This window comes from Altererythrobacter sp. CAU 1644, assembly GCF_029623755.1.
In the GTDB taxonomy this organism is placed as follows: Bacteria; Pseudomonadota; Alphaproteobacteria; order Sphingomonadales; family Sphingomonadaceae; genus Erythrobacter; species Erythrobacter arenosus.
This window is the reverse complement of sequence record NZ_CP121106.1, coordinates 2,161,277-2,185,868: the sequence shown is the minus strand read 5'-3', so window position 1 is coordinate 2,185,868 and position 24,592 is coordinate 2,161,277. Positions and strand designations below refer to the sequence as shown.

Here is a 24,592-nt window from a genome sequence, read left to right as displayed (position 1 = left end):
ATCGCGTGACACGTAAGATTTTCTCGAACTGCCTCGCTTCGCTTGCCGTCATGGCTGTTGCTGCAACGCCCATCGCGGCGCAGGATGCGGCCGAGGAGGCCGATCCGCTCGGCCTGCCCAGCAACATCACCATCCTCAAGAACGACAATCCCAACGTTCGCACCGCCACGGCCATCGTGAACGGGCACGTCGTCACCGGTACCGATGTGGACCAGCGGCTGGCCTTGCTGCTCGCGGCCAATCGCAACGAGCCTTCGGCCGAAGAATTGCAGCAGCTCCGCATGCAGGTGCTGCGCAATCTGATCGACGAAACGCTGCAGATCCAGGCGGCTGAGGCACAGGAGATCGAAGTATCCCAGGCCGATATCGATCAGACCTATGCCCGCGTGGCAGCGCAGAATTTCGGTCAGGAAACTGCCGCGATGGACGAGTATTTGCGCAGCGTCGGCTCGTCCCCGGCCTCGCTCAAGCGCCAGATCCAGGGCGAGATGGCTTGGCAGCGCATCCTTGGCCGAAACGTGACGCCGTTCGTCAACGTCTCCGAAGAGGAGGTCAACGAACTGCTCCAGCGGCTCGAACAGGCGCGCGGGACGGAGGAGTACCGCCTCGGCGAGATCTATCTTTCCGCGAATGCGGAGAACAAGCAGGCCGTCTTCCAGAACGCGCAGCGGATCATGGAACAGCTGCGCCAGGGCGGTAACTTCGTTGGTTATGCCCGCCAGTTCTCCGAAGCTTCGACTGCGGCTGTCGGCGGCGACCTCGGCTTCGTCCGTTTGGCCCAGTTGCCGAGCGAGATGGCGACCGTGGCACGCGAGATGCAGCCCGGCCAGTTGGTTGGGCCGATCGAGATCCCCGGCGGCTTTACGATCATGTACCTGATCGACAAGCGCCAGGTCCTCACCGCCGATCCACGCGATGCCGTCCTCAGCCTCAAGCAGATCTCGATCGATTTCGCCCCCGGCACGACCGAGGAACAGGCTACCGCCCGGGTCGAGACTTTCACGCAGGGCGTTCAGACCATGCGCGGCTGTGGCGACGCGGAGAACGTCGCGGCAGGCATCGGGGCCAATGTGGTGACCAATGACCAGATTCGTGCCCGCGCCCTGCCCGAACAGCTTCAGGCGCTGGTTCTCAACCTTCAGGTTGGCCAGACGACCCCGCCCTTCGGCTCGATCGAGGAAGGCGTGCGCGTGCTGATGCTGTGTGGTCGCGACGATCCCAGGGTCGAAGGTGGCCCGACATTCGACCAGCTGATGGACCAGCTTACTGACGAGCGTGTCGGCAAGCGCGCCCAGCGTTACCTGCGCGACCTGCGCAACGACGCCTATATCGAGTACAATTGACGCAGCCCGTGGCTCCCCTCGCCGTTTCCATCGGTGATCCGGCGGGGATCGGGCCAGAGTTGATCGGCGACGCCTGGCTGCAACGAGAAGCAGCTTCGCTTTCTCCCTTTTTCGTCGTCGGCGGAGCGCAGGTGCTGCAACAGGCTTGCGCTCAGCGGAGCCTGGCCGTGCCGCTGATCGAGATCGCTGCGGCAGCAGAGGCAGCGACCGCTTTTGCTCGCGGCCTCCCGGTCCTGACCGACCTCGATTGCGAATACCACCCCGGTCGACCGAGCGAAGAGGGTGCGGCACTTGCCCTGAACTCGCTTGAGCGTGCCAGCGCACATGCCAAGAGCGGCGAGGCCAGCGGCCTGGTGACAGCGCCGATTGCCAAGTCGGAACTAGCCAAGGTCGGCTTCAATTACCCGGGCCAGACCGAGTATCTGGCACATGTCTGCGATCTCGCGGCCCGCGACGCGGTGATGATGCTGGCCAGTCCCTCTCTCAGGACTGTACCGCTGACGGTCCATTGTGCCTTGGCCGACGTACCTCGGCTGCTGAGCGTAGACCTGATTTGCCACAAGGCGCGGATCGTACACGCTTCGCTCGAACGCGATTTCGGCATCGAGCGACCGCGCCTCGCGATCTGCGGACTGAACCCGCATGCCGGTGAAGACGGCAAGTTCGGCGACGAGGAACACAGGATCATCCTCCCCGCCATTGCCGCGCTGCGCGAAGAGGGGATCGATGCCACCGGTCCCCACCCGGCCGACGCGCTCTTCACTCCCCGCGCGCGGGCCAACTACCATGCTGCCATATGCATGTACCACGATCAGGCCCTGATCCCGCTCAAGGCGCTGGAATTCGACGAAGGGGTGAATGTCACGCTCGGCCTGCCGATCATCCGCACCTCGCCGGACCATGGCACCGCCTTCGACATCGCTGGTACCGGCTTGGCCGATCCGGGCGCGATGATCGCCGCGATTCGAATGGCTGGCGAATGCGCCGCGCGGCGGGCGGCACATGGCTGACCTTCCGCCACTGCGCGAGGTCATCGCGAAACATGGATTGAGCGCGTCGAAGGCGCTGGGACAGAACTTCCTGTTCGATGCGCAACTGCTTGACCGGATCGCCGCGCTACCAGGAGACTTGCAGGACAGGCCGGTGCTGGAAATCGGGCCCGGTCCGGGCGGATTGACGCGTGCGTTGCTCAAGGCCGGGGCGCGCGTGACCGCGATCGAGATGGACCGGCGCTGCCTTCCGGCACTCGATGATTTGGCTCAAGCCTACCCGGGCCAGCTTCGCGTGATTGAGGGAGACGCGCTGAAGATCGATCACAATGAACTTATGGGCGAGCCCTTCGCCATCGTCGCCAACCTCCCGTACAATGTCGGGACAGCGCTGTTCACGCGCTGGCTGGGTGGCGAGGGTTGGCCGCCGCAATGGACTTCGCTGACCTTGATGTTTCAGCTTGAGGTCGCCCAGCGGATCGTCGCAGCGACCGGTTCGGGCGCTTATGGCCGCCTCGCCGTGCTGGCCCAGTGGCGCAGCGACGCAAAGCTGGCGATGAAGGTCCATCGCAGCGCCTTTACACCGCCGCCCAAGGTGATGAGTGCGATCGTCCATGTGACCCCGGCCGAGATGCCGGATGGCGTATCTGCGCGAATTCTCGAACGGCTCACCGAAGCCGCCTTCGGCCAGCGGCGCAAGATGCTGCGCCAAAGCCTCAAAGCGGTACCAGGCGCGGTCGAGGCGCTGGAGGCGCTCGGCATCGATCCGCAGCGACGCGCCGAAACCCTTGCGGTCGGCGATTTCGTCGCGCTCGCGCGTGCAATTGGTTAATTTGGGTTAAACACGCTTCCCAACCATTCATCATTCGGATTTTGCGACCATGCTCCGTCACGAAAAGGAAACCGTGCGGATGAGCGATCTCGAATCGAAGTCGGAGGCATTGCAGCAAGACCGCCGCCAGGCGGCGCGCTTTGCTATCAAATGCTCAGCCTGCTTTCGCAGCGTCAGCGGCGAACGCCGCGGTGTGGTCGAGAATGTCTCCGAACTGGGCGCACGCTTTACTGCCCCCTCGCTGCCCGCGAAGGGCGTCACCGGCTTGCTGATCTTCGGCGGGAACGAAGTCTTCTGCAAGGTCGCCTGGACCAGCACCGAAGCCTGCGGTGTGGTTTTCGATCACCCGATCTCGCTCGAAGACGTGGCGGCGCTCGCCGGCAAGGAGATGCGCGTGCAGGGTCCGGTGGCAAGCGCCGGGAACATCCCGATGGGGCGCAAGCGCTCGGGTCGCCTGGTTTCAGGCGACGACTGACGCCGATCGGCGCGCGTTCAGCTCGCCTTCTTCACCTGCCTCCAGCGATGCAACAGCGGTTCGGTATATCCGGACGGCTGGTCGACACCCTTGAACACCAGATCGCATGCCGCACGAAAGGCCGGTCCGTCCTCGTTCTCGAGCAGCGGCTCGTAGAACGGATCGCCCGCATTCTGCTGGTCGACCTTGGCCGCCATTCGGCGCAGCGAATCCATCACCTGCTCTTCGGTGACAACACCGTGCAGCAGCCAGTTCGCCATATGCTGCGATGAAATACGCAGCGTGGCGCGGTCTTCCATCAATCCGACGTCGTTGATGTCGGGCACCTTCGAGCAACCGACACCCTGGTCGATCCAGCGCACGACGTAGCCGAGCAGGCCCTGGGCGTTGTTGTCGAGTTCCTCGCGCAGTTCATCGTCCGACCAATTGGTCCCCTTTGCGAGCGGGATGGTCAGCAAGTCCTCGAGCGGGGGTACCTCGGTCAGCCCTGATTGCTCGGCAAATACATTGCACTGGTGATAATGGAGTGCGTGCAGCGTGGCTGCAGTGGGCGAAGGCACCCAGGCGGTGTTGGCCCCTGCCTTGAGATGGCCGATCTTCTCCGCCATCATCTGGCCCATCAGATCGGGTGCCGGCCACATGCCCTTGCCGATCTGGGCACGGCCCGAGAGTCCATGCCTGAGGCCGATCGCCACATTGCGCTTCTCGTAGGCCGCCAGCCACTCGCTCGACTTCATCTGCGCCTTGCGAACCATCGGCCCGGCTTGCATCGAAGTGTGAATCTCGTCGCCGGTGCGGTCGAGGAAGCCGGTGTTGATGAACACGATCCGGTCGCGCACGGCGTGAATGCAGGCACCGAGGTTGGCGCTGGTGCGCCGCTCCTCGTCCATCACGCCGACCTTGATGGTGTGCCGCCGGAGGCCGAGCAGGTCCTCCACCGCGTCGAACAAATCATTGGTGAAGGCGCATTCTTCAGGCCCATGCATCTTGGGCTTCACGATGTAGATGCTGCCACACCGGCTGTTGCCGTATTGTGCATGGCCCTCGACATCGAGCGCACCGATCGCACTGGTGAAGACGGCGTCCATGATACCTTCTGGGATCTCATGCCCATCGGCCAGCCAGATCGCAGGATTGGTCATCAGATGTCCGACGTTGCGGACAAATAGAAGGCTGCGACCGGACAGGCTGGCACTCGATCCGTCAGGCGCCGTGTACACCTTGTCACCCTCGAGCTTCCGCGTGACCCGAGTGGTGCCTTTGTCGAAGCTTTCTTCCAGGTCGCCGCGGATCAGGCCGAGCCAGTTGGTATAGGCGAGCAGCTTGTCCTCGGCGTCGACCGCCGCAACCGAATCCTCGCAGTCGCAGATGGTCGTGAGCGCCGCTTCGACATTGATGTCGCTGATCCCGGCCTTGTCCTCGCTGCCGATGGAACTCTCAGGATCGAACACAACTTCGATGTGCAAGCCGTTGTTCTTGAACAGGCGACCCTTCTCGGTCGCCCCTAGGTACTGGCGTTCGTCGGAAATCGCGATGCCATTTGCCACGACGTCGGCCAGTTCGAGATCGGCCCAGCTGCCGTTCTTGAGCGGTACCGCCTGGTCGAGGAATTCCCGACCGCGCGCAATCACCGCATCGCCGCGATCCTTGTCATAGCCACCCGGCTTTGCCGGCGGCGCGTCGAGCGCATCGGTGCCGTAGAACGCGTCATACAGGCTCCCCCAACGCGCGTTGGCAGCGTTGAGCAGGAACCGGGCATTGAGGATCGGGACCACCAGCTGCGGTCCGGCCATTGTCGCGATCTCCGGATCGACGTTCTGCGTCCCGATGGTGAATTCGCCCGGCTCGGGGACGAGGTAGCCGATCTCCCGCAGGAACGTCTGGTATTCGCCCTGATCGATCCGCTGGCCCCGACGATCCTTGTGCCAGTTGTCGATCTTCGCCTGCAGATCCTCGCGGGTTGCCAGAAGGGCGCGGTTGCGCGGGGCAAACTCGGCCAGGAGGGCGGCAAGACCCTCCCAGAAGGACGCGACGTCGCGGCCCAGGACAGAGAGCACTTCGTTTTCGATGAATCTGGCCAACTCGGCATCGACGGCGATACCGGCGCGGGTAACTGAATCGGTCACGCATTCCTCGCATTTTGCGCCCGCACGGAGCTCGGCAGGCGAATGAAACGACTGGTTTCCCGGGGAGGAATGGCCTGCCTATGGCCAAACCAGATTGCTTTTGCAACCGCCCGCAATCGTCCAGCCAGATGCCGGGTTGGCCTAATGCTCGGCCCCGGCTAAGGCGGTTGCGAATGAAACTGGATGCAACCCAAACCAAGCTGGTCGAACCGATCGATCAGGATGCGATGCTCGTGCATGCGCAGGGCTGGAGCGCGATCAATACCGGAACGGCAAACCTGCCCGGCCTCGCCCAGATGGCGGGCCTGCTGGCAGACGCATTTGCCGAGCTTCCCGGCCAGATCGAATTGGTAGACCCTGCGCCTGTGACCGCGATCGACGCCTCAGGGCGCGAAGTCGAGCGCCAGTTTGGGCAACATATGGTCCTGCGGGTTAGACCGGGGGCGGAACGCCGCCTCCTGTTCACCGGGCACATGGATACAGTGTTCCCGGTCGATCACCCTTTCCAGGAACAGCAATGGCTCGATGAAGAAACGCTCAACGGTCCCGGCCTGGCCGATATGAAGGGCGGGATCGCCGTAATCCTGCATGCGTTGAAAGCTTTCGAGCAGAGCGAGGTTGCCAGTCGCATCGGCTACGACGTGATGATCAATTCTGACGAGGAGACGGGGTCACTCGCTTCGGCCCCGCTGATCGAGGAACTGGCCCGCGGGAAGTATGCGGCGCTTACCTACGAACCCTCCGCCCTCCCCGACGGTACGCTTGCGCACGCGCGCGGCGGCAGCGGCAATTACTCGCTGACCATCTCCGGCAAGAGCGCCCATGCCGGGCGCAACCCGCAGGATGGCCGCAATGCCATCGTCGCGGCAGCAGCTCTCGTGCTGGGCCTCAAGGAGGTGCAGAGCGATGAGTGCCCGATCAATCCGGCCAAGATCGATGGCGGTTCCGCCAACAACGTCGTCCCGGATCATGCGGTCCTGCGCTTCAACATCCGGCCCAAGAGCCCCGATGCGGCTGAAAGATTCGAGAGTGCCCTCGCGCGCCTCGTCGGCGATGTGCAGCAAGCGCATGAGGTGTCGATCCATCGCCATGGTGGAATCACCCGTCCCCCCAAGCCGGTGGACCGCAAGGCGCAAAAGCTGTTCGATCTGGTGCGCGACTGCGGCGCCTCGCTTGGCCACGACATCGGCTGGCAGTCGACCGGCGGGGTGTGCGACGGCAACAATATCGCGGCAACCGGCGTCCCGGTTGTCGACACCATGGGCGTGCGCGGCGGTGCAATTCACAGCCCCCAGGAATTCATGATCGTACCATCGCTTTGGGAGCGCGCCGCACTGTCGGCCTTGGTGCTTCACAAACTTGCTTCGGAGGATTTGCTTTGACTTTTCGCCTGCGCGCGGCCCGCGCCGACGACCTCGAACATCTTTACGAGATGGCCAAGCTCACCGGCGGCGGCTTCACCAATTTGCCGCCCGATCGCAATGCCCTGGGCGCGAAGCTGGCGCGCGCGAGCGAGGCATTTGCGCGTGACGAAGACGAACTGGCCGACGAGCAGTTCGTCCTGATCCTTGAAGACACCGCCACCGGAGCGATCCGCGGCACCTGCCAATTGATGACCCAGGTCGGTCAGCAATGGCCATTCTATTCCTATCGTCTGAACACGCTGACCCAGTACAGCCAAGAGCTCGACCGCACGGTGCGTGCCGAGATGCTCAGTCTCGTCACGGACCTTGAAGGTTCGAGCGAAGTCGGCGGGCTCTTTCTCCACCCCAACGAACGCGCGGGTGGGCTTGGACTGCTCCTTGCTCGCAGTCGCTACCTCTTCATTGCGATGCACCGCGAACGGTTCGGCGACCGCGTGCTGGCGGAGCTGCGTGGCATCATCGACGAACGCGGCGGGTCGCCCTTCTGGGACGGTGTCGCTGGCCGCTTCTTCGGCATGGGGTTCCAGGAAGCCGATTATTTCAACGCCATCAATGGCAACCAGTTTATCGCGGATTTAATGCCCAAGCACCCGGTCTATGTCGCCATGCTCGACGAAGAGGCCAAGAAGGTGATCGGCATGCCCCACCCCACCGGCCGGGCGGCCATGCGCATGCTCGAGAATGAAGGGTTCCGCTATGACGGCTATGTCGACATCTTCGACGGCGGCCCGACGATGGTGGCGCGCACCGATGATGTGAAAAGCGTCAAGGAAGCCAAGCCGCTCAAGATCACCTCGACCACGCTCGAGGAAGGGGAGCGGGCCCTCCTCGCCACCGGCAGGCTCAGCAGCTTCCGCAGCTGCTACGGGGCGCGGGCACTCGGTGACGAGGGAGAGATCGCAATCGATGCGCAGGCGGCCGACGTTCTGGACGTGAAGATCGGCGATACCGTGTGGAGCGTCGCACGATGAGCCTGACGGAGATCAATTTCGACGGCATCGTCGGGCCGAGCCACAATTACGCCGGTCTAAGCCTCGGGAATATCGCCAGTGCCAGCCACAAGGGCGATGTCTCCTATCCGCGCGCCGCAGCGCTGCAGGGCGTGGAGAAGATGCGCGGCAATTTGGCTCGCTTCGGCGCACAAGGGTTCCTGCTGCCGCTGCCCCGCCCGAACAACTCGCTGCTCGATAGCCTTGCCGTCGATCCGGCGGTCGACCGTGCGCTGCTGGCAGCCGCCTGGTCCGCCTCGAGCATGTGGACCGCCAATGCCGCGACCGTCAGCCCGGCGCCCGACACTGCCGACGGCAAATGCCACCTGACACCCGCCAATCTGGTCACCATGATCCACCGTGCCCAGGAGTGGCCGGATACGAAGCGAATGCTCGATGTCGCATTCGGCAATGGTGACCATTTCGTCGTGCACGATGCCGTGCCGCCGACCTTTGGCGATGAAGGTGCGGCCAATCACATGCGGCTGTGCGATGGGCATGGAGCGCAGGGCGTCGAGGTGTTCGTCTATGGTCGCCCGGGCGGCAAGTTCCCGGCGCGCCAGCACGAACAGGCCAGTCGCGCCGTTGCGCGGCTCCACGGCCTCGCCCCCGAGCGCGCCGTATTCATCGAACAGAACCCGGTCGCGATCGAAGCGGGGGCATTCCACAACGATGTCGTTGCAGTCGCCAACGAGACCGTCATTTTCGCGCACGAGTTGGCATTTGCCGACCGCCAGGGTGCCTATGACGCGATGCGCAAAGCTTTCTCCGCGCTGCAGGTCGTCGAAGTACCCGACAGCGCGGTGAGCCTATCCGAAGCTATCAAGACTTATCTCTTCAACGCCCAGCTCGTCACGCGCCCGCAAGGCGGCATGGCGCTGGTCGTTCCCGATGAATGCCGTGAAAGCGGTGCGGTATGGGGCTGGCTAGAAGGCATGCTTGCAACCAACGGCCCGATCCGCGAAGTGGTCCCGGTGGATGTGCGCCAGTCGATGGCCAATGGCGGAGGACCTGCCTGTCTGCGCCTGCGTGTCGTTGCAGATCCTGCGACGGTCGATCCGCGCTTCATGCTCGACGATGAAAAGGCCGACACGCTGGAACAGACCATCGCGTCCCATTGGCCCGAACAGATCGACCCGGCCGATCTCGGCAGCGAAACGCTGGCAAACAGTGTCAAATCGGCACGCGGGGCACTTCTCGACCGGCTCGGGCTCTCCGAACTGGGTTAATGCGCTGGACAGCAGGCCGGTTTTTCGTAAACTTTACATCTCGTTAACCCCCAAAGTGTCGGAAATCCTTGGGTTTCCTGATTTCTGCGGGCCGAGTCGTAAAGGCAATGGCGAAGATGCTGCGCAAGATTGGCCGGCTGTTTGTGATCAAGACGCGTTTCGAAGCGTATCTGATTATCTACGCCCTGGCCCTCGGCGCGATGACGCGCGGCGTGCATTACACGCTCGAGTATCCCGGCGTCGGCGGCTACCTCTTGTGGGCAGCGACAGCGGGCGCGGTGTTCCTCGGCGGCGCGAAGATCCTCGATGCCATCCGTTACGAACAGGATGCGAAAGCGCGCCGGGACGCGCAGGACGATCCCGTCACCTGACTGTGCCTTTTTGACGCACGTCTGCCCCATTTGGGTTGTTGCCGTTGCACGGGTTAGCTGCTTCCCTAAGATGTAACACCTAGGGCTTGGAGGAGCAGCCATGGAGAGTCACGGCGCATTAGTCGGCTGGACCCACCACGATTTGGGCAATCGCGTGATGCTGAAGATGGAGAGCTACCATTCGGCAGAGGACGTCGACCGGGTGAAGCCGGACCAATTCCGGTTCCTGATGACCAAGCAGCAAGCTGCGGTTCTCGGCAACTACCTGATGGAGATTTCCGGGGAATCGAGCGCTCGCGGCAAGGAGCGCGGATGGTTCCGGCGGCTGTTCGGGTAGCGGAGAAACAACTTCGCCGGGCTAGCCAAGAAAGCGCGAAGTCTGTGCGATCGAGTTCGCTAGGCCGTGTGTCAGGATGAGCGGCAGGATGTTGCGGCGCCCAATCCAGACATAGATCAAACCAAACACCAGCCCGATCATGCCGGTCACAAATGCACCGTGCAGCCCCTGGTAGTAATAATGGCGATAGCCAAAGAAGATCGCGCCGATCACCACCGCGCCGATGGTCGCCCAGCGGGCGCCGCCCAAGGCCCCTTCCGTCTTGGTAATCACAAAGGCCCTGAACAAGAGCTCTTCGAAGAACGAACCATGGGTCCAGACCAGAGCCATGACGGTCAGGTAACCCAACCAGCTACCTTCGACGAAATCGAACCGACCGCTGGTACCGATGTCTTCTGCGAACTGATCGGCCAGGACGCTGGAAAGCCCCGCCGTCGCCAGGAACACCGCAAAGATTGCCGCAGTCCAGCCCAACGTCTTCAGCCAACTCTCGGGCCAGACGAGCCCGAGGTCAGCCCAGCGCATACCTCTCCGATAGAGCAGGAATGTTGCAACGATCATGGCGGAGAAAGTCGACGCGGGCCCCGCGTAGACCACCGAGAACGGCAGCACGGCTTGCTTCACGCTCACCAACACGCCCACCACCACGAGCAGGTCGACCAGCGCCGCCTGTCGTCCACCGCCCCGGTCTTCGCTCACGGAAAAATTGTCCAAAACTGGCCCCTATGCTTCGAGAATCGCTGATCGCAGATGTTCGGCGCAGGCGCAGCCTACCATACCGATCAGGTTCAAAGACCTTCGTCGTTCTACCAACGGATCGACCGCAGCGGTCCGAGCCGACGAATTGCATGAGGGTGCGGGGAACGGTGGGGGATTCTGTTGCTAGGCTCCCCCGGGCCCCCGGTATCCGCTTCTGTTGCCCCGTGGGTCCAACGGCGCTCATAGCTTTGTAATTTCAGGCCGTTAGGCCGTCAGGTTACGCAGCGAGAGCGAGTGCTTCATTGTCATTGGCACTTGTGTGTTTTGAGCCTTTAACGGGTTACTCAGCCCGGACGAAAACACTGCCTTTCAACACACGTCGATCCTGGTTCGGCCCCGTCAAAATCCCCTGATATCAGGGCTTTATGGTGGAGCCGCCGGGTACTGCCCCCGGGTCCGTTGTGCCTATTACACAGCGCAATTTATCGCCATAGCCCGCAAAAACGGGCACGCCCTATATAGGCCGCGCCCGCTTAATGTGAAGTGACCGCGCAAAAGCGCAGTGGATTCAGCTACTTCTTCAGGGCATCCCTGATTTCGGTCAGCAGGTCGATCTCGGTCGGACCGGCAGGAGCCTCGTCTTCCTTCTTTTCGAACTGTGCCGTTACCTTGTTGGCATAGCGAACCAGCATGAAGATGATGATGGCCAGGATCAGGAAGTTGATCACTGTTGAAATGAAGCTGCCCCAGGCGAGTACGTTGGCGCCCGCTTCACGCGCCGCTTCGAGGCTCGCGCCCGCAGCCACGTCACCACTCAACACCATGTACTTATCGCTGAAATCTACATCGCCGAAGATCATCCCGACGACAGGCATGATCAGGTCGTCGGTCATCGAACCAACAATCGTTGCGAAGGCGCCGCCAATTATGACGGCGACTGCCAGTTCCATGACATTGCCCTTGGCAATGAATTCCTTGAATTCCGAAAGCATCGCGTCCCTCCCCGCTGCGACCCGGTTGAGGCGGGCAATCTTGCACCCTCCATTCGCCTTGCCAAGTACCGTATGCGCTTGAATATCCACAGAGGTGTGCCATATTGCTAACACAGATCGCGCGGGCACCCCCTGCCCGCCCCTTTGGGAGATTTCGATGAATTTTGCTGCTGTTCGCCGCTTCGCTCTCGTGGCGGCCGCTTCGCTGGGCCTGGCTGCCTGCGGTATCAACTCCGTCCCGGCTGCCGAAGAAAACGCCAAGGCCAAGTGGGCCGATGTGGAGGCGCAGTTCCAGCGCCGCGCCAACCTCATTCCCAACCTCGTCGAAGTTGCGCAAGGCGCAGCCGAGAACGAGCGAGCCATCCTTACCGAAGTGACCGAAGCACGCGCACGCGCGACCAGCATCAACGTCAGCGCCGATGACCTTGGCGATGCGCAGAAGATGCAGGAATTTGCAGCAGCCCAGGGGCAGTTGGGCCAAGGCCTCGGCCGCCTGCTGGCCAGCTTCGAAGCATATCCGCAGATCCAGTCGAACCAGAACTATCTGGCACTGCAGAGCCAGCTTGAAGGCACCGAGAACCGCATCGCCGTTGCAATCCGCGACTATAACGAAGCGGTGCGCCAGTATAACACCACGATCCGCACTTTCCCCGACACCATCGGCGCGAACATCATCCACGGCGCAGAACCGCTCGCTCCCTATGAGGCCGCTACCGAAGGTGCCGAGGTAGCACCCACAATCGACATGACCTCAAACTGAGCTTCGTGGCTCGCCTTTTCTTCATCTGGAGCGCCGCCCTCGCGGCGCTCCTTGCCGCGCCTCTTTCCGCGCAGGAATTCCCGGCGCTGACAGGGCGCGTCGTCGATCAGGCAGACCTGCTTTCGCCGGCCGAAGAGGCAGCGCTTACGCAAAAGCTCGAGACTCTCGAAGCGCAGTCGCAGCGCCAGCTGGTCGTGGCCACAATCCCGGACCTTCAGGGCTACGACATTGCGGATTACGGTTATCGCCTCGGACGCGAGTGGGGCATCGGCGATGCCGAGCGCAATGACGGCGCACTGCTGATCGTTGCCCCCAATGACCGCAAGACCCGGATCGAGGTGGGATACGGCCTTGAAGGGATCATGACCGATGCCCTTTCCTCGCTGATCATCCAGCAGCAGCTCCTGCCCCGCTTCCGCAACGGAGATTTCGCGGGTGGGATCGATGCGGGTGTCGATTCGATCATAACCCAGCTGCAACTGCCCGAAGACGAGGCCCGCCGGGTCGCGCAGGAGGCCGGTCAACGGCGCGAAAGCGACAGCGGCGATGGCTTCGGCTTCCTCATCTGGCTCGGCTTCATTTTCTTCTTCTTCATCCTGCCGATGATGCGCGGACGGCGGCGCAGGCGGCGTTACGGTGTCGGCGGCGCAATCGGCGACATCATCTTGTGGGAAGTCGGAAAAGGCATTGCCCGCGGGATCAGCGATGGCGGAGGCGGCGGCTGGGGCGGCAGTGGCGGCGGCTTCGGCGGAGGAGGGTTCTCCGGCGGCGGCGGCAGTTTCGGGGGCGGTGGCGCCTCCGGGGGGTGGTAGATGGCAAGCTATCTCAATTCCGAGCAACATCAGATTGTAACCGCGGCGGTGGCCGAGGCCGAGCTCTCCACTTCCGGAGAGATCGTCACCGTCCTTGCTGACCGGTCCGACGGCTATACCGACGTCGTGCTGCTGTGGGCGATCGGGCTGGCTTTTTCGGTGATGAGCCTGTTTGCCGTCTTTCCCTTGCCGTTCATGGACCTGTGGGACCGCCTCGTCGGCGGCTGGACGCACGAATGGACGAATGGCGAGCTTGCCAGCATGACCATCGGCCTTGGTCTCATCGCCTTTATCGCGAGTTGGGCCGTGCAGCTGTGGAATCCGCTGAAAATCCTGCTCATACCCGGTCCCGTCAAGACCGCGCGCGTCCACGAGCAGGCGATCAAGCATTTCAAGGTCGGGGCCGAACGGCGCACCCACGGGCGGACCGGGGTGCTCATCTATCTCTCGATGCGCGAGCACCGGGCCGAGATCGTCGCCGATGAACCGATCGCCGAGAAAGTGCCGGCGGAAGTCTGGGGCGAGGCGATGGCCGACATGCTTGTCGAAATCAAACAGGGTCGAATCGCCGAAGGCATGGCAGCAGGCGTGCGCGATGTCGGCCGGGTTCTCTCCGAACATTTCCCGCGGCACGAAGACGACCAGAACGAGCTTCCCGACCGGCTGATCGAAGTCTAACGCCTGACCGCATGAGCTATCCCGATGCAGACCAGCCGGAAGAGATCATCTGGCAGGGCAATTTCGTCGTCTCCAAGCGCCGCGGGCGGTGGGAATACGTCAGCCGGGCGCGCGACATCCGCGCAGCAGTAATCCTGGCGATCGAGGATGGGTATGTCCTGCTGGTGCAGCAATACCGCGTGCCGTTGGGCCGCGATTGCATCGAACTTCCTGCCGGACTGATCGGCGATCACGAAGGCGAAGATGGCGAGGACGATCTCGGCGCGGCCGGGCGCGAGCTCGAAGAGGAAACCGGCTATCGCGCCGGCAAGCTCGAGGATCTCGGCAATTTTTACTCCTCGCCGGGCATGCTCAGCGAAAGCTTCACGCTTGTGCGCGCGACGAAGCTTGAGAAGGTCGGCGATGGCGGCGGTGTCGAAGGCGAGAACATCACCGTCCACCGCGTCGCACTCGCGAACCTTTCCAGCTTTCTGGTTGCAAAGCGAAACGAAGGTTGCGGCATCGACGTGCGGCTGCTCTTGTTGCTGGGCAACGAAATTCTCACGGGAGTATGAGCATGGCTGGACGTGTCGCCGGCAAGATGGCGCTGATAACTGGTGCTGCCCAAGGGCTTGGAGCAGCGCATTCCGCCCTCCTCGCGCAAGAAGGTGCCCGCGTGCTGTGCACTGACATCAACGGGGATGGCGCTGCCGAAACGGCGGCCGCCATCAATGATGCGCTTGGAGCTGGAACTGCCTTCTCCATCCAGCACGATGTCACCGATCGCTCCCACTGGGACGCGGCAGTAGCCCTGGCACGCGACGCGATGGGTGGCTTGAATGTGCTCGTCAATAATGCCGGAATCGGCGTTGCCGGGAACATCGAGACCTGCAAGTTCGAAGATTGGAAGCGATGCTACGCGATTAACGTCGATGGCATCTTCCATGGCTGCCAGGCTGCTCTGCCGCTGATGCGCGAGCATGCGCCTGGCTCAATCGTCAACATCTCGTCGATTGCCGGGCTGATCGCGAGCGACACCATGCCAGCCTACAATTCGTCAAAGGCGGCGGTCTGGATGCTGTCGAAGTCGATCGCACTGCATTGCGCCAAGAACAACATGCAGATCCGCTGCAACTCGGTTCACCCGACCTTCGTCGATACGCCGATCCTCGATGGCACGGCGAAGCACCACAATCTCGACAAGCAGGTCCTGCTGGAAAAACTGGCGCGTCAGATTCCGCTGAAATTCGTCGGAGAGCCGAACGACATTGCCAATGCAGTGCTTTATCTGGCGAGTGACGAGAGCCGTTTCATGACCGGAGCGGAACTGAAGCTCGACGGCGGCATCTCGGCGATGTGACAGCGGCCACTGCCGCGAAAACGAAGAAGGGGCCAGATGTGGCCCCTCCCGGTTTGTTCAGAATGTTGAGGCGCGGCTGCCCCTGAAACCGGGAACAGCTGAGAGGTGCCGCGTCTCAATCCGCGATCAGGGCGATCGCGAGGTAGACCAGGATCAGCGATCCAAAGCCGATGATAGTGCCGGCAGCAAAGCCGATGCGAACCCACATGGCATTGATCCCGAAGTAATCGGCGATCCCTGCGCACACGCCGAAGATCTTGGCATCGCGCTTGTCGAGGTGGAAGCCGCGCTTGGCCGGGCGGCTGTCGGTGCTGCGAATGACGTCGTTCATGCCAGCATTCCCAGGCCAGGAGTTGCGGGGACGATCGCAGTGGCCATGAAGACCGCCGAGATGGCGAGCGCGGCAATGGCAGCGGCGAAACGGTTGCCAGTGTCCGAGAGAGCAAACATTCTATCTATCCTTTCAGTTTGTCGTGTTGGCGATCAGGCGAACAGCGTGGGGCTGGCGGGGACGATCGCGGTGGCCATGAAAACCGCCGAAATGGCAAGGGCGAAAGCAGCGGCGAAGAGACGGCTGCCGGTGTCGGAATTCGTAAACATCACTTGGAACCTCTTTCATTTTGTTTCCGGTGAGCCAGTCCCACCGGATGCCAACTACTCTGCATGGGGTGTGCCAAAAACGAAAAATGGCTGAAATCTGCGGTTTTCTGAGTTTTCGTTCATGAATGCCCCGTTCATCGATCCGAAAGGTTGGTAAAATTCCCTAACATTCGGGATCGTGGAATTCGCCGCGCATTTGCATGGTGAATTCGGTGGCTTTTGCTAGGGCAAGGGCGATGGCGCTCGACCGAATAACGCTGCAGAATTTTCGCAACCACCGCGCCACGGAACTGGCGGGAACCTGCCAGTTCAACCTGCTGGTCGGCGAGAACGGAGCGGGCAAGACCAATGTGCTGGAGGCGCTATCGCTGCTTGCACCGGGCCGCGGCCTGCGCCGCGCCGCGCTCGATGAAATGGCGGGTCAGGCCGGCGGTGGGGGCTTCGCCATCGGCGCCAGCCTCAAGGAACAGGGTCATGAGAGCGCGCGGCTCGGTACCTATGTCGAAAGCGAGCGGGCCGGCCGCAGGCTGGTAAGGATCAACGGTGCGGAGGCGAGCGCCGCCAGCCTCGGAGAATGGTTCGCCATCGGGTGGCTGACACCGGCACAGGACCGGCTGTTCGCCGATAGCGCGGGCGCCCGGAGACGGCATGTCGACCGCATGGCGCTGGCACTCGACCCCCAACATGCCAGCCGCGTTTCCCGGTTCGAAGCCGCCTTGCGCGAGAGAAACAGGTTGCTCGAACGCGGTGGCGACAGCACCTGGCTCGACGCGATCGAGGCGCAGGTCACCGAGCACGGCGAACGCGTCGCCTTCGGGCGGTCACAACTGGTTGCCGCGCTCTCGGACGAATTATCGGCCCTGCCCGACGGCCCCTTTGCGAAGCCCATCCTGACCTATCGGCCAGGAGGCCCAACCGAGTTCGAGGCCCTCCGCGCCGAATTCCGATTACAGCGTGGCCGCGATCGCGCCGCCGGGCGCGCGCTCACCGGTCCGCAGCGCGACGAACTCGAGGTGATCATGGCCGGGAGCGGGCAATCCGCCGCAGCCTGTTCGACCGGCGAACAGAAGGCCATGCTGATCGCCATGACATTGGCCCACGCGGTTCTCGCGGCCGAAGGTCGCCCTGGCGTCCTGCTGCTCGACGAAGTCGCCGCGCATCTCGATCCTGTGCGCCGCAGCGCACTGTTCGACCGTCTTCGTCAGGGCCGCGCGCAGGTCTGGTTGACGGGCACGGAGGAAGGGCCGTTCGCAGAGATCGTCGACGAGGCGGCAGTCTGGCGTGTGGCAGCGGGAACGGTGGAGCGGCTGTAACGCATCAGTCCAGCGCGTCTTCGACCTCGTCCACGGTATCAGTCACCAGTTCCTCGATACCCTCGACCGTCGGATGAATACGGTCGCTCTGGAACAGGTTCCTCTTGGTATAGATCGATTCGAGGAAGAAGGGCACCAGTTCGGCGTCATGCTCGTTTGCCAGTTCGGGATAGATGTCGTCGAATTCCGAGGAAAAGACGGAACCCAAATTGGGCGGCGAGCGCATGCCCATCACGAGGACGTCAATGTCGCGCTTGCGGATTTCGGTCAGGATTGCGTCGAGATTGGCGCGGGTTTCGGTAGGCGGCAGGCTCCGCAAGATATCGTTACCGCCCAATTCCACGATGACGAGGTCGGGCTTCACTGCCTGGGAGTCGAGCGTGTAGGCAATTCGCTGACGACCGGCGGCGGTTGTATCCCCCGAGACCCCCGCATTGACCACGATGGCGTTGGTACCGCGTGCGCGCAGGGCATTCTGGAGTTTTGCCGGATAGCTGTTCTCAAGCCCGACGCCGTAGCCAGCGAAGAGACTGTCGCCGAACGCGAGGATCCGCTTCTGCGGCCCCATCACCGGGACTTCCTGCTCGACACCAGCGAGGGCACCGTCTTCCACTGCTTCGGCAGGGGCTTCGCTGCCACATGCCGCCAGTGCGAGCGTCGCCGCCGCTACCAAAACCTTCGACCAATCGCCGATCACCATCTGCAAGCCTCCTTGTGCGGAGGCCATGCCTATGCCAACCAGCGAGCGTGACAAGTCCCTCTCTCGCGATTTCCGCCCGAAACCTGACCCTGACCCTCGGAACCAAGGCCGCTCCGGTCGAAATTCTGCGTGGGATCGACCTCGATGTCCATGAAGGAGAGGTGGTTGCCCTGCTCGGCCCCTCCGGCTCGGGCAAGAGTTCGCTCATGGCCGTCCTATCCGGACTGGAACGAGCGAGTTCGGGATCGCTCCAGGTCGCAGGCCAGGATTTCTCTACGCTCGACGAAGACGCGCTGGCCTTCGCCCGGCGTGGCCGGATCGGCATCGTTCTGCAGGCATTCCACCTCCTGCCGACGATGACCGCAGCCGAAAACGTCGCGACGCCGATGGAGCTTTCGGGCGCGGAGGGCGTTCGCGCCCGCGCCGAGGAGGAGCTTAAGGCGGTCGGTCTCGGCCACCGGCTCGATCATTATCCGACCCAGCTATCGGGCGGCGAACAGCAACGCGTCGCCATCGCCCGCGCCACGGCTCCCCGTCCCACGCTGATTTTTGCTGACGAGCCGACCGGCAATCTCGACGCTGCCACCGGCCACGAGATCATCGACCTGCTGTTCAACCGGCGCGAGGAGACCGGTGCAACGCTGCTCATCATCACGCATGATCCGGAACTTGCCGAACGGTGCAAGCGAGTGATCAGCATGGCCGACGGCAAGATCGTATCGGACAATCGCTCCGCATGACGGAAAACCTTCCCTGGAGCGCGGCCTGGCGGATCGCGCGGCGCGATCTCAATGCCCGTTTCCGCGGCCTGCGCCTGCTGCTGGTGTGCATCTTCCTGGGCACCGCCGCTCTCGCAGCGATCGGTACGCTGAGCGCGGCGATCGAGCGCGAATTGGCGACACGCGGGCAGGAATTGCTCGGCGGCGATCTCGAAATCGAAGTCTGGCAGCGCGACCTCTCCGACGAGGAAAAGGCGGCGTTGACCGAGTATGGTGCGATCTCGGGCGGTACGCGCTTGCAGGCAATGGCCACCACCGACGAAGCGGCAGCACCGGTCGAGCTCAAGGCCGTCGACGAACGCTGGCCGCTCTACGGAACTCTGACCCTGGCCGACGGTCGCACAATGGCAGCGCCCACCGGCAATGATGCGTGGCTGGGCCAGGGTGCCATCGACCGGCTCGATATCAAGCTCGGCGACCGTTTTACGGTCGGCACGATCGAACTCGTCGCGGCAGGGATCATCGGCAATGAGCCCGACAGGCTTTCGGAAGGATTTCAGCTCGGCCCGACTGTAATCGTCGCCGAAGATGTCCCAGCGCGAGCGGGACTGCTGGCCCCCGGCTCGATGTACCAGAGCAAATACCGCATCGCTTTCGATCCGCAGCGCAATCCCGAGAATGTGCAGGAGGCGCTGGCGGAACAGTTTCCCAACGCCGGGTTCGATTTCCGCACACGCGACCGCGCCTCGCCCGGAGCCGACCGGTTCGTCCAGCAGATGAGCGATTTCCTGACCCTTGTCGGACTCGCGGCGCTGGTCATCGCCGGCATCGGGATCGGCGGAGGCGTGACTTCCTATCTCGAGGCGCGCCGCACCAGCATCGCCACGCTCAAGGTGCTGGGTGCCAGCAGCACCGATATCCTGCGCATCTACGCGCTCCAGATCGCGGCGGCAGCGCTGGTCGGGAGCGTCGCCGGGATCGCAACCGGGATCCTAGTGACGCCGGTACTCGGCGCGGCGCTGGAAGGCCTGCTGCCGGTCGAGGCCGGTCTGATCCTCGATCCAAAAGCGCTCCTGCTCGCCGGTGCCTATGGCGTCCTCGTCGCCTTCACCTTTGCGGCAACTCCGCTGCTGCGCGCACGGCAGTTTCCAGCCATGGCGTTGATGCGCGCAAGGATTTCCCCCCTCGCCCGAGATCGCCGTGCGATCGCCTGGACCGCTGGCGGCGTGGTGGCGATCTGCGCCCTGGCCTTGTTCACGACCGCCCAGCCCCAATTGGCGGCGGGCTTCCTCGCGGGGGCTGCTGGAGCACTGCTGCTGCTGGCGCTAATCGCTCTCGGTATCCGGACCCTCGCCCGGCGGCTGCCGCGAAGCAGCAATCCAATCATGCGCAATGCGCTCGCCAATCTGCACCGCCCTGGTGCCTCGACTGCGGCATTGGTCACGGCGCTCGGCTTCGGACTGGCGAGCTTCGTCCTGCTGGCGGGCGTCCAGAGCGCGATCGACGGCAATATCCAGAAGCGGGTGCCGCAACAGGCGCCAGACTACTTCGTTCTCGACGTACCGCGCGATCGCGTCGAAGCCTTCGAAGGCCTGGTCCGCGAGCGATCGCCCCATGCCGATATCCGGACAGTGCCTGCGCTGCGCGGAGCCGTGCTGGCCTTTGGCCCGCGCGACCGGATGACCCGCGTCGCCGAGATGGAGGAAATTCCCGAGGGCGCCTGGCCGCTGCGAGGCGAGCGCGGCCTCACCTATGCCGATGAGTTGCCCGACGGCAATGTCGTGACCGAGGGTGAATGGTGGTCAACAAACCACTCCGGCGAGCCATTGCTATCGATCGACGAGGAGTTTGCCGAGGCGGCTGGCATTGCGATCGGCGACTACATCACCGTTGGCGTCCTCGGCGTCGAGAAGACCGCGCGCGTCCACAATTTCCGCCGGATCGACTGGGAGACGATGGGCTTCAACTACGTCTTCGTCTTTTCTTCCAATGCGCTTGACGATGCCCCGCACAATCTGGCGGCGACGATCGAACTGCCTGATGATGCGATGAGCGGCACTCTGTTGCGCGATCTCGTTCGGGAGTTTCCTTCGAGCTCGGTCATCGAGGTAGGCCAGGTGCTGACCGAAGCGCGCACGATCCTCGAACAGGTGGGGCTTGCGACTCTTGCTGCGGCATCGGTAGCGGTCCTGGCCGGTCTTGCAGTGCTGCTCGGCGCGATTGCGGCGGCGCGGGCCGCACGCACCTATGACACCGTGGTGCTAAGGGTTCTCGGGGCCAGCAGACGGCAAATCCTGTTGATGCAGCTGGCCGAATATGGGCTGTTGGCGCTGCTCCTGGCAGGGGTCGCTCTGGCGCTCGGCAGCACGCTTGCCTGGGTGATCGTCACGCAGTTGTTCGAGTTCGACTGGTTACCCGATTGGGGCGCCGTACTGGCGGTGCTCGCGCTGGGGTTGGCGCTGGTGCTCGGCTTTGCCCTGGCCGGCTCGCTCCCCTTGCTGAGAGCGAAACCAGCACAGGCGCTACGCGAACTCTAGGCGTTATTCGAAGACATCCGCGCTGGTCGGGTTCTTCGGATCCGGGCCGAAACGGTTCGGTCCCGGCGTACCGGGCAGCGCCATGATGACGAGCAACGCGATCGAGACGATGAACCCGATGTAGGGGATCATCCCGCCGACGAGGAAGCCGAGATACCACCAGCCCGACATATCGCGGTCATGGAACCGGCGCACGGTCACCGCGATCGAGGGGATAAACACGGCGAGCACCCACAGCAGCACGAGAATACCCAATCCTCCGCCGAAGATTGCGCCCATCGTTTCCATCTCGCTCGCATCCGGATCAGCCACCGCAGCGAGCCCCGCTCCTCCGAGGGAGACCAGCAGCAAACCCATGATCACGACCACGTTGAGCAGCGTGAACAACCAGTATTCCTTGCGCCGCGAGCGACCCTGAAAATCGAAATACCGCTTAAACGGCAGGAACATGTATTCCATCGAGAATTCCCCTCCGGTTCGATCTGCGCTGGAAGCGACCACAAAAACACCAGCACTGCAACGAGAAAGGGGCCGGTTTTCACCGACCCCTTTCCGAATGCATCTGATCTCAGGCTGATCAGAACTTGTAGCGGATCGTCCCACCGTAGGTGCGCGGCGCATCGGTGTAGCCCGAGATCGACTGGGTCTGCGCGACCGAATCGAACACGCCGGTAACGTTCCGGTCGTCGAGGATGTTGCGACCCCAGATCGTGAATTCGAGCCCCATGTCCATCGCGTAGGTAAGCGACGCGTTGAGGTTATTGACCTCGTACTGGAACGCGCGTGCTGCCGCGAAGGCCGGTCCGAAGTCGATCGGATTGCCGGCTGCATCGCGCACGATGTAGTCGAGCAGGCCATCGTCGGGCACCTGCGTGGACTCATAGCCATAGTCGGCTCGCAGGATGAGGCGGTCGAAATTGGCCAGTTCCTGATCCCATTGGAAACCGAACACGGCCCGCAGTTGCGGGATGTCGGGGATTTCCTGACCCGACACGTCGCCCAGCGGCGATCCTACATAATTCTCGAAGATGGAATCGAGATAGGTCACTGCCAGGCTCAGCGTGAGCTGGGGAATCGGGTTTACCCGACCGTCGAACTCGATGCCCTTGGTCTCGCGCGAACCCGCGTTGCCGAGGATGAAGCCGGTTCCGGTAAAGGTGTTGTCCTGGAAGTTCTTGAGCTTCTGCAAGAACAGCGTGAGATTGGCCGAAGCGTATTCCCAGTTGCCCTTGAGGCCCAGTTCCCAAACTTCCGATTCCTCTGGGAATGCGAAACGCGAACCGGCCCGCAGATTCGGAACCGCGAGCCCCGCATTCCGAAGTGCCGTCACATCTGCCGCAGTCGGGCTGCTGTCGCGAGAGAGGTTGAACGAGGCACCCTTGTAGCCGGTCGACCAGCTCGCATAGCCATTGAGCGTCGGCGTGATGTCGTACGCAAGACGCACCGTCCACGACATATCGTCATCACTGAAGGAGCAATCCTCGACCGAATTGGGGCAATTCTGGAATGGCCGCAGGAACTGCAGTGACTGGAAACCGAGCAACGGTGCAGTCTGTGCATTCACGCCCGCGACAACCTGCTGGTATCCGGCCGGGAAATTGGTCTGGAAGAAGGCGATCTGCGCCGGGGTCGCCAGCGTTCCCGGGGGGTTAAGCCCGAGCAGGCCGCCGACTGTCTGCGCGATGAAGAAATTGTTGAGCCCGGTGATCGCACCAGGGATGTCCACCGACGAGAACAGGTCGGTGCTGACCGAGTCGGTCACGATGCTCTTCTTGTCGTGGGTGTAGTTGGCGCCCAACGTCAGGACGAGACCGTCGATGAATTCGAAATCGACGTTCCCGAAGATCGAATAGGCTTCGTTCTTCTGCTCGATCGCATTGAAGAAACCCTGCCCCGCTTGCCAGAAGGTGTTTGGCGGAGCCCCGAAAGTCGCTTCGATCGAATTGGCCGTCTGCGTATTGCCCGTCAGGTCGCGGATCAGCAGGTCGACATAGCCGCGGAAGTCCGAACCGTAGATGATCTGGTCGGCGGTATCGACGGTTTCGTCGAAGTAGTAACCACCCAACAGGAAATTGACCGGGCCGTCGAAGTTCGAGGCCAGCCGGAGTTCCTGAGTGAAGGTGTCGAGCTTGGCCTGGCCAATGTTCGCGCCGGTCGCCAGTGCCGCGCTGGTGAAGTCGACATCCTGATCGGCGTTCATCTTGGTTTCGCGATAGGCGGTGATCGAAGTCAGCGTCAGAGTATCGCTCAGATCATAATCGATCTGGCCCGACAGGCCCCAGTTCTTGATCTTGTTGAACGGGACTACGTCGGAATAAACCTCGTCGGCATCTGGCACGCCGTTGAAGTCATTGACCTGGCCGCCGAGCAACTGGATAGCTCCGGTCGCAGCCGAGGGACGCAAGTTGAAAGCGGCGCAGCAGACTTCGTCGATCTCGTCATAGTCGGCAATGAAGCGGACCTTGAGCGCCTCGCCATTGTCGAACATCACCTGCCCGCGGCCGAACCAGCGGTTGCGATCGTTGACGTCCTGGCCGTTGAAGAGATTGGTGACGTAACCGTCGCGGCGGTTGTAACCGCCGGCAAGACTGGCCGCGATGTTGTCGCTGAGCGGACCGGTGAGGTAGCCCTTCACCACAATCGCGTCGTAATTGCCGTAACTCGCTTCGACACTGCCGCCAAAGTCGAACGAAGGCTCCTTCGTCACAAGCGAGATCACACCGGCGCTGGCGTTCTTGCCGAAGAGGGTCGATTGGGGACCGCGCAGCACTTCCACGCGCTGGATGTCGGGCAAGTCGCTGATCTGTGCGATCGAGCGGCTGCGATAGACACCATCGACGAACATGGCGACCGACGGTTCAAGCCCGATGTTGTTGCCGCTCGTGCCGAAACCACGCACCGAGAAGGTCGTAGCGAACTGGCTCTGGCTCTGGCTCACAGTGAGCGAGGGAACGACGGACGAGAGATCGGCCACGTCGCGAATCTGGGCGCGTTCGATCGTCTCGGCGGTCGTGACGCTGACAGCGACTGGGGTTTCCTGCAGCGTCTGTTCGCGCTTGGTTGCAGTAACGATGATGACATTGCCAAAGCCGTCGTCGGAATCCTCGGCTGCGGCTTCTTCGGCTGCATCTTCAGCTTCGTCCTGAGCCTGGGCGACTGCGGGCAGGGACATGGCGACTGCGGCTGTACCGGCCAGCAGTGCAAAGCGGGTGGAACCGGCGACCCCGGTCTTTATCGAACGCATGGAAACTCCTCTCAAAATAGTGACTTGCCGCCGAAGCATCCCCACGTGCCTTAAGTCCGCGACAAAGCTCTGCTGGGATAGGCT

General features: G+C 62.6%; 25 protein-coding genes and 1 other RNA gene. 18 read left to right on the top strand and 8 right to left on the bottom strand.

The window, feature by feature from the left end; translation table 11 throughout:
• Positions 1-5 precede the first annotated feature (5 nt).
• The 4 genes from P7228_RS10835 to P7228_RS10820 all read left to right on the top strand — a co-directional run bounded on the left by P7228_RS10835 (position 6) and on the right by P7228_RS10820 (position 3,639).
• Positions 6-1,343 carry a peptidylprolyl isomerase gene (locus P7228_RS10835; protein ID WP_278015257.1) on the top strand — a complete coding sequence of 446 codons (1,338 nt, stop codon included), beginning with the start codon at positions 6-8 and terminating at the stop codon, positions 1,341-1,343.
• Positions 1,340-2,353, top strand: a complete 1,014-nt coding sequence (gene pdxA / locus P7228_RS10830; protein WP_278015256.1) for a 4-hydroxythreonine-4-phosphate dehydrogenase PdxA — start codon at positions 1,340-1,342, stop codon at positions 2,351-2,353. Before P7228_RS10835 ends, pdxA begins: the two co-directional genes overlap by 4 nt.
• Positions 2,346-3,164 (top strand): 16S rRNA (adenine(1518)-N(6)/adenine(1519)-N(6))-dimethyltransferase RsmA, encoded by an 819-nt coding sequence (gene rsmA, locus P7228_RS10825; RefSeq protein ID WP_278015255.1) that lies wholly within the window; start codon positions 2,346-2,348, stop codon positions 3,162-3,164. The genes pdxA and rsmA overlap by 8 nt, the downstream gene beginning before the upstream one ends.
• Before the next feature lie 79 nt (positions 3,165-3,243).
• Entirely contained in the window at positions 3,244-3,639 is a 396-nt protein-coding gene (locus tag P7228_RS10820) for a PilZ domain-containing protein (RefSeq protein ID WP_278015254.1), read from the top strand.
• A gap of 17 nt (positions 3,640-3,656) precedes the next feature.
• Here the strand turns inward: P7228_RS10820 and P7228_RS10815 are convergent, their stop codons facing one another.
• Positions 3,657-5,765, bottom strand: a complete 2,109-nt coding sequence (locus tag P7228_RS10815) for a malate synthase G (RefSeq protein ID WP_278015253.1) — start codon at positions 5,763-5,765, stop codon at positions 3,657-3,659.
• A gap of 173 nt (positions 5,766-5,938) precedes the next feature.
• Here P7228_RS10815 and P7228_RS10810 point away from each other — a divergent pair, with 173 nt between their 5' ends.
• The 5 genes from P7228_RS10810 (at position 5,939) to P7228_RS10790 (ending at position 10,115) form a co-directional block, all read left to right on the top strand.
• Complete coding sequence (locus tag P7228_RS10810) at positions 5,939-7,147, top strand: hydrolase (RefSeq protein ID WP_278015252.1); 1,209 nt, start codon at positions 5,939-5,941, stop codon at positions 7,145-7,147.
• Entirely contained in the window at positions 7,144-8,160 is a 1,017-nt protein-coding gene (locus tag P7228_RS10805; RefSeq protein WP_278015251.1) for an arginine N-succinyltransferase, read from the top strand. Before P7228_RS10810 ends, P7228_RS10805 begins: the two co-directional genes overlap by 4 nt.
• Positions 8,157-9,407, top strand: a complete 1,251-nt coding sequence (locus tag P7228_RS10800; RefSeq protein WP_278015250.1) for an N-succinylarginine dihydrolase — start codon at positions 8,157-8,159, stop codon at positions 9,405-9,407. Before P7228_RS10805 ends, P7228_RS10800 begins: the two co-directional genes overlap by 4 nt.
• Before the next feature lie 116 nt (positions 9,408-9,523).
• A complete protein-coding gene (locus P7228_RS10795) occupies positions 9,524-9,778 on the top strand; it encodes a hypothetical protein (protein ID WP_278015249.1) in 255 nt (84 codons plus the stop codon).
• 100 nt (positions 9,779-9,878) lie between these two features.
• The gene (locus P7228_RS10790) at positions 9,879-10,115 is read left to right on the top strand and encodes a hypothetical protein (protein WP_278015248.1); all 237 of its coding nucleotides are present in this window, start codon (positions 9,879-9,881) and stop codon (positions 10,113-10,115) included.
• 21 nt (positions 10,116-10,136) lie between these two features.
• On the opposite strand, the gene P7228_RS10785 is transcribed toward P7228_RS10790, so the two are convergent.
• The 3 genes from P7228_RS10785 to mscL form a co-directional block, all read right to left on the bottom strand.
• Complete coding sequence (locus P7228_RS10785; RefSeq protein ID WP_278015247.1) at positions 10,137-10,814, bottom strand: CPBP family intramembrane glutamic endopeptidase; 678 nt, start codon at positions 10,812-10,814, stop codon at positions 10,137-10,139.
• Between the two features lie 203 nt (positions 10,815-11,017).
• Positions 11,018-11,361, bottom strand: a transfer-messenger RNA (tmRNA) gene (ssrA, locus tag P7228_RS10780).
• Between the two features lie 25 nt (positions 11,362-11,386).
• Entirely contained in the window at positions 11,387-11,806 is a 420-nt protein-coding gene (gene mscL / locus P7228_RS10775) for a large conductance mechanosensitive channel protein MscL (RefSeq protein ID WP_278015246.1), read from the bottom strand.
• Positions 11,807-11,963: 157 nt separating this feature from the next.
• Between mscL and P7228_RS10770 the strand changes: the two genes are divergently transcribed.
• The 5 genes from P7228_RS10770 to P7228_RS10750 are packed head-to-tail and all read left to right on the top strand — an operon-like array spanning position 11,964 to position 15,395.
• On the top strand, positions 11,964-12,566 hold the full coding sequence (locus P7228_RS10770; protein WP_278015245.1) for a LemA family protein: 603 nt from the start codon (positions 11,964-11,966) through the stop codon (positions 12,564-12,566).
• A 5-nt stretch (positions 12,567-12,571) separates the two neighbouring features.
• Positions 12,572-13,378, top strand: coding sequence for a TPM domain-containing protein (locus P7228_RS10765; protein ID WP_430732470.1), 807 nt, complete (start codon positions 12,572-12,574; stop codon positions 13,376-13,378).
• Positions 13,379-14,056, top strand: coding sequence for a TPM domain-containing protein (locus P7228_RS10760; RefSeq protein ID WP_278015244.1), 678 nt, complete (start codon positions 13,379-13,381; stop codon positions 14,054-14,056).
• 11 nt (positions 14,057-14,067) lie between these two features.
• Entirely contained in the window at positions 14,068-14,610 is a 543-nt protein-coding gene (locus tag P7228_RS10755) for an NUDIX hydrolase (RefSeq protein ID WP_278015243.1), read from the top strand.
• Positions 14,611-14,612: 2 nt separating this feature from the next.
• Entirely contained in the window at positions 14,613-15,395 is a 783-nt protein-coding gene (locus tag P7228_RS10750; RefSeq protein WP_278015242.1) for an SDR family oxidoreductase, read from the top strand.
• Between the two features lie 115 nt (positions 15,396-15,510).
• On the opposite strand, the gene P7228_RS10745 is transcribed toward P7228_RS10750, so the two are convergent.
• The gene (locus P7228_RS10745; protein ID WP_278015241.1) at positions 15,511-15,726 is read right to left on the bottom strand and encodes a PspC domain-containing protein; all 216 of its coding nucleotides are present in this window, start codon (positions 15,724-15,726) and stop codon (positions 15,511-15,513) included.
• 45 nt (positions 15,727-15,771) lie between these two features.
• Between P7228_RS10745 and P7228_RS10740 the strand changes: the two genes are divergently transcribed.
• Together P7228_RS10740 and recF are read left to right on the top strand one after the other, a co-directional pair.
• Complete coding sequence (locus P7228_RS10740) at positions 15,772-16,089, top strand: hypothetical protein (protein WP_278015240.1); 318 nt, start codon at positions 15,772-15,774, stop codon at positions 16,087-16,089.
• A gap of 142 nt (positions 16,090-16,231) precedes the next feature.
• Positions 16,232-17,308: a DNA replication/repair protein RecF gene (gene recF, locus P7228_RS10735; RefSeq protein ID WP_278015239.1), complete on the top strand. Its 1,077-nt coding sequence runs from the start codon at positions 16,232-16,234 to the stop codon at positions 17,306-17,308.
• 4 nt (positions 17,309-17,312) lie between these two features.
• On the opposite strand, the gene P7228_RS10730 is transcribed toward recF, so the two are convergent.
• Positions 17,313-18,035, bottom strand: coding sequence for an arylesterase (locus P7228_RS10730; RefSeq protein ID WP_278015238.1), 723 nt, complete (start codon positions 18,033-18,035; stop codon positions 17,313-17,315).
• Between the two features lie 20 nt (positions 18,036-18,055).
• On the opposite strand from P7228_RS10730, the gene P7228_RS10725 reads away from it, so the two are divergent.
• Positions 18,056-18,748: an ABC transporter ATP-binding protein gene (locus P7228_RS10725; RefSeq protein ID WP_278015237.1), complete on the top strand. Its 693-nt coding sequence runs from the start codon at positions 18,056-18,058 to the stop codon at positions 18,746-18,748.
• Complete coding sequence (locus P7228_RS10720; RefSeq protein ID WP_278015236.1) at positions 18,745-21,264, top strand: ABC transporter permease; 2,520 nt, start codon at positions 18,745-18,747, stop codon at positions 21,262-21,264. The genes P7228_RS10725 and P7228_RS10720 overlap by 4 nt, the downstream gene beginning before the upstream one ends.
• 3 nt (positions 21,265-21,267) lie before the next feature.
• Here P7228_RS10720 and P7228_RS10715 read toward each other — a convergent pair whose 3' ends face one another.
• Together P7228_RS10715 and P7228_RS10710 are read right to left on the bottom strand one after the other, a co-directional pair.
• Positions 21,268-21,723: a DUF805 domain-containing protein gene (locus tag P7228_RS10715; RefSeq protein ID WP_278015235.1), complete on the bottom strand. Its 456-nt coding sequence runs from the start codon at positions 21,721-21,723 to the stop codon at positions 21,268-21,270.
• 118 nt (positions 21,724-21,841) lie between these two features.
• Positions 21,842-24,508 carry a TonB-dependent receptor gene (locus P7228_RS10710; protein WP_278015234.1) on the bottom strand — a complete coding sequence of 889 codons (2,667 nt, stop codon included), beginning with the start codon at positions 24,506-24,508 and terminating at the stop codon, positions 21,842-21,844.
• Between the last annotated feature and the right edge of the window lie 84 nt (positions 24,509-24,592).

Coding starts and splice junctions, on each gene's coding strand:
- rsmA (WP_278015255.1), top strand. CDS start 2,346: ATGGCTGACCTTCCGCCACTGCGCGAGGTCATCGCGAAACATGGATTG.
- P7228_RS10820 (WP_278015254.1), top strand. CDS start 3,244: ATGAGCGATCTCGAATCGAAGTCGGAGGCATTGCAGCAAGACCGCCGC.
- P7228_RS10810 (WP_278015252.1), top strand. CDS start 5,939: ATGAAACTGGATGCAACCCAAACCAAGCTGGTCGAACCGATCGATCAG.
- P7228_RS10800 (WP_278015250.1), top strand. CDS start 8,157: ATGAGCCTGACGGAGATCAATTTCGACGGCATCGTCGGGCCGAGCCAC.
- P7228_RS10795 (WP_278015249.1), top strand. CDS start 9,524: ATGCTGCGCAAGATTGGCCGGCTGTTTGTGATCAAGACGCGTTTCGAA.
- P7228_RS10790 (WP_278015248.1), top strand. CDS start 9,879: ATGGAGAGTCACGGCGCATTAGTCGGCTGGACCCACCACGATTTGGGC.
- mscL (WP_278015246.1), bottom strand. CDS start 11,806: ATGCTTTCGGAATTCAAGGAATTCATTGCCAAGGGCAATGTCATGGAA.
- P7228_RS10770 (WP_278015245.1), top strand. CDS start 11,964: ATGAATTTTGCTGCTGTTCGCCGCTTCGCTCTCGTGGCGGCCGCTTCG.
- P7228_RS10760 (WP_278015244.1), top strand. CDS start 13,379: ATGGCAAGCTATCTCAATTCCGAGCAACATCAGATTGTAACCGCGGCG.
- P7228_RS10755 (WP_278015243.1), top strand. CDS start 14,068: ATGAGCTATCCCGATGCAGACCAGCCGGAAGAGATCATCTGGCAGGGC.
- P7228_RS10750 (WP_278015242.1), top strand. CDS start 14,613: ATGGCTGGACGTGTCGCCGGCAAGATGGCGCTGATAACTGGTGCTGCC.
- P7228_RS10745 (WP_278015241.1), bottom strand. CDS start 15,726: ATGAACGACGTCATTCGCAGCACCGACAGCCGCCCGGCCAAGCGCGGC.
- P7228_RS10740 (WP_278015240.1), top strand. CDS start 15,772: ATGAAGACCGCCGAGATGGCGAGCGCGGCAATGGCAGCGGCGAAACGG.
- recF (WP_278015239.1), top strand. CDS start 16,232: ATGGCGCTCGACCGAATAACGCTGCAGAATTTTCGCAACCACCGCGCC.
- P7228_RS10730 (WP_278015238.1), bottom strand. CDS start 18,035: ATGGCCTCCGCACAAGGAGGCTTGCAGATGGTGATCGGCGATTGGTCG.
- P7228_RS10720 (WP_278015236.1), top strand. CDS start 18,745: ATGACGGAAAACCTTCCCTGGAGCGCGGCCTGGCGGATCGCGCGGCGC.
- P7228_RS10715 (WP_278015235.1), bottom strand. CDS start 21,723: ATGGAATACATGTTCCTGCCGTTTAAGCGGTATTTCGATTTTCAGGGT.
- P7228_RS10710 (WP_278015234.1), bottom strand. CDS start 24,508: ATGCGTTCGATAAAGACCGGGGTCGCCGGTTCCACCCGCTTTGCACTG.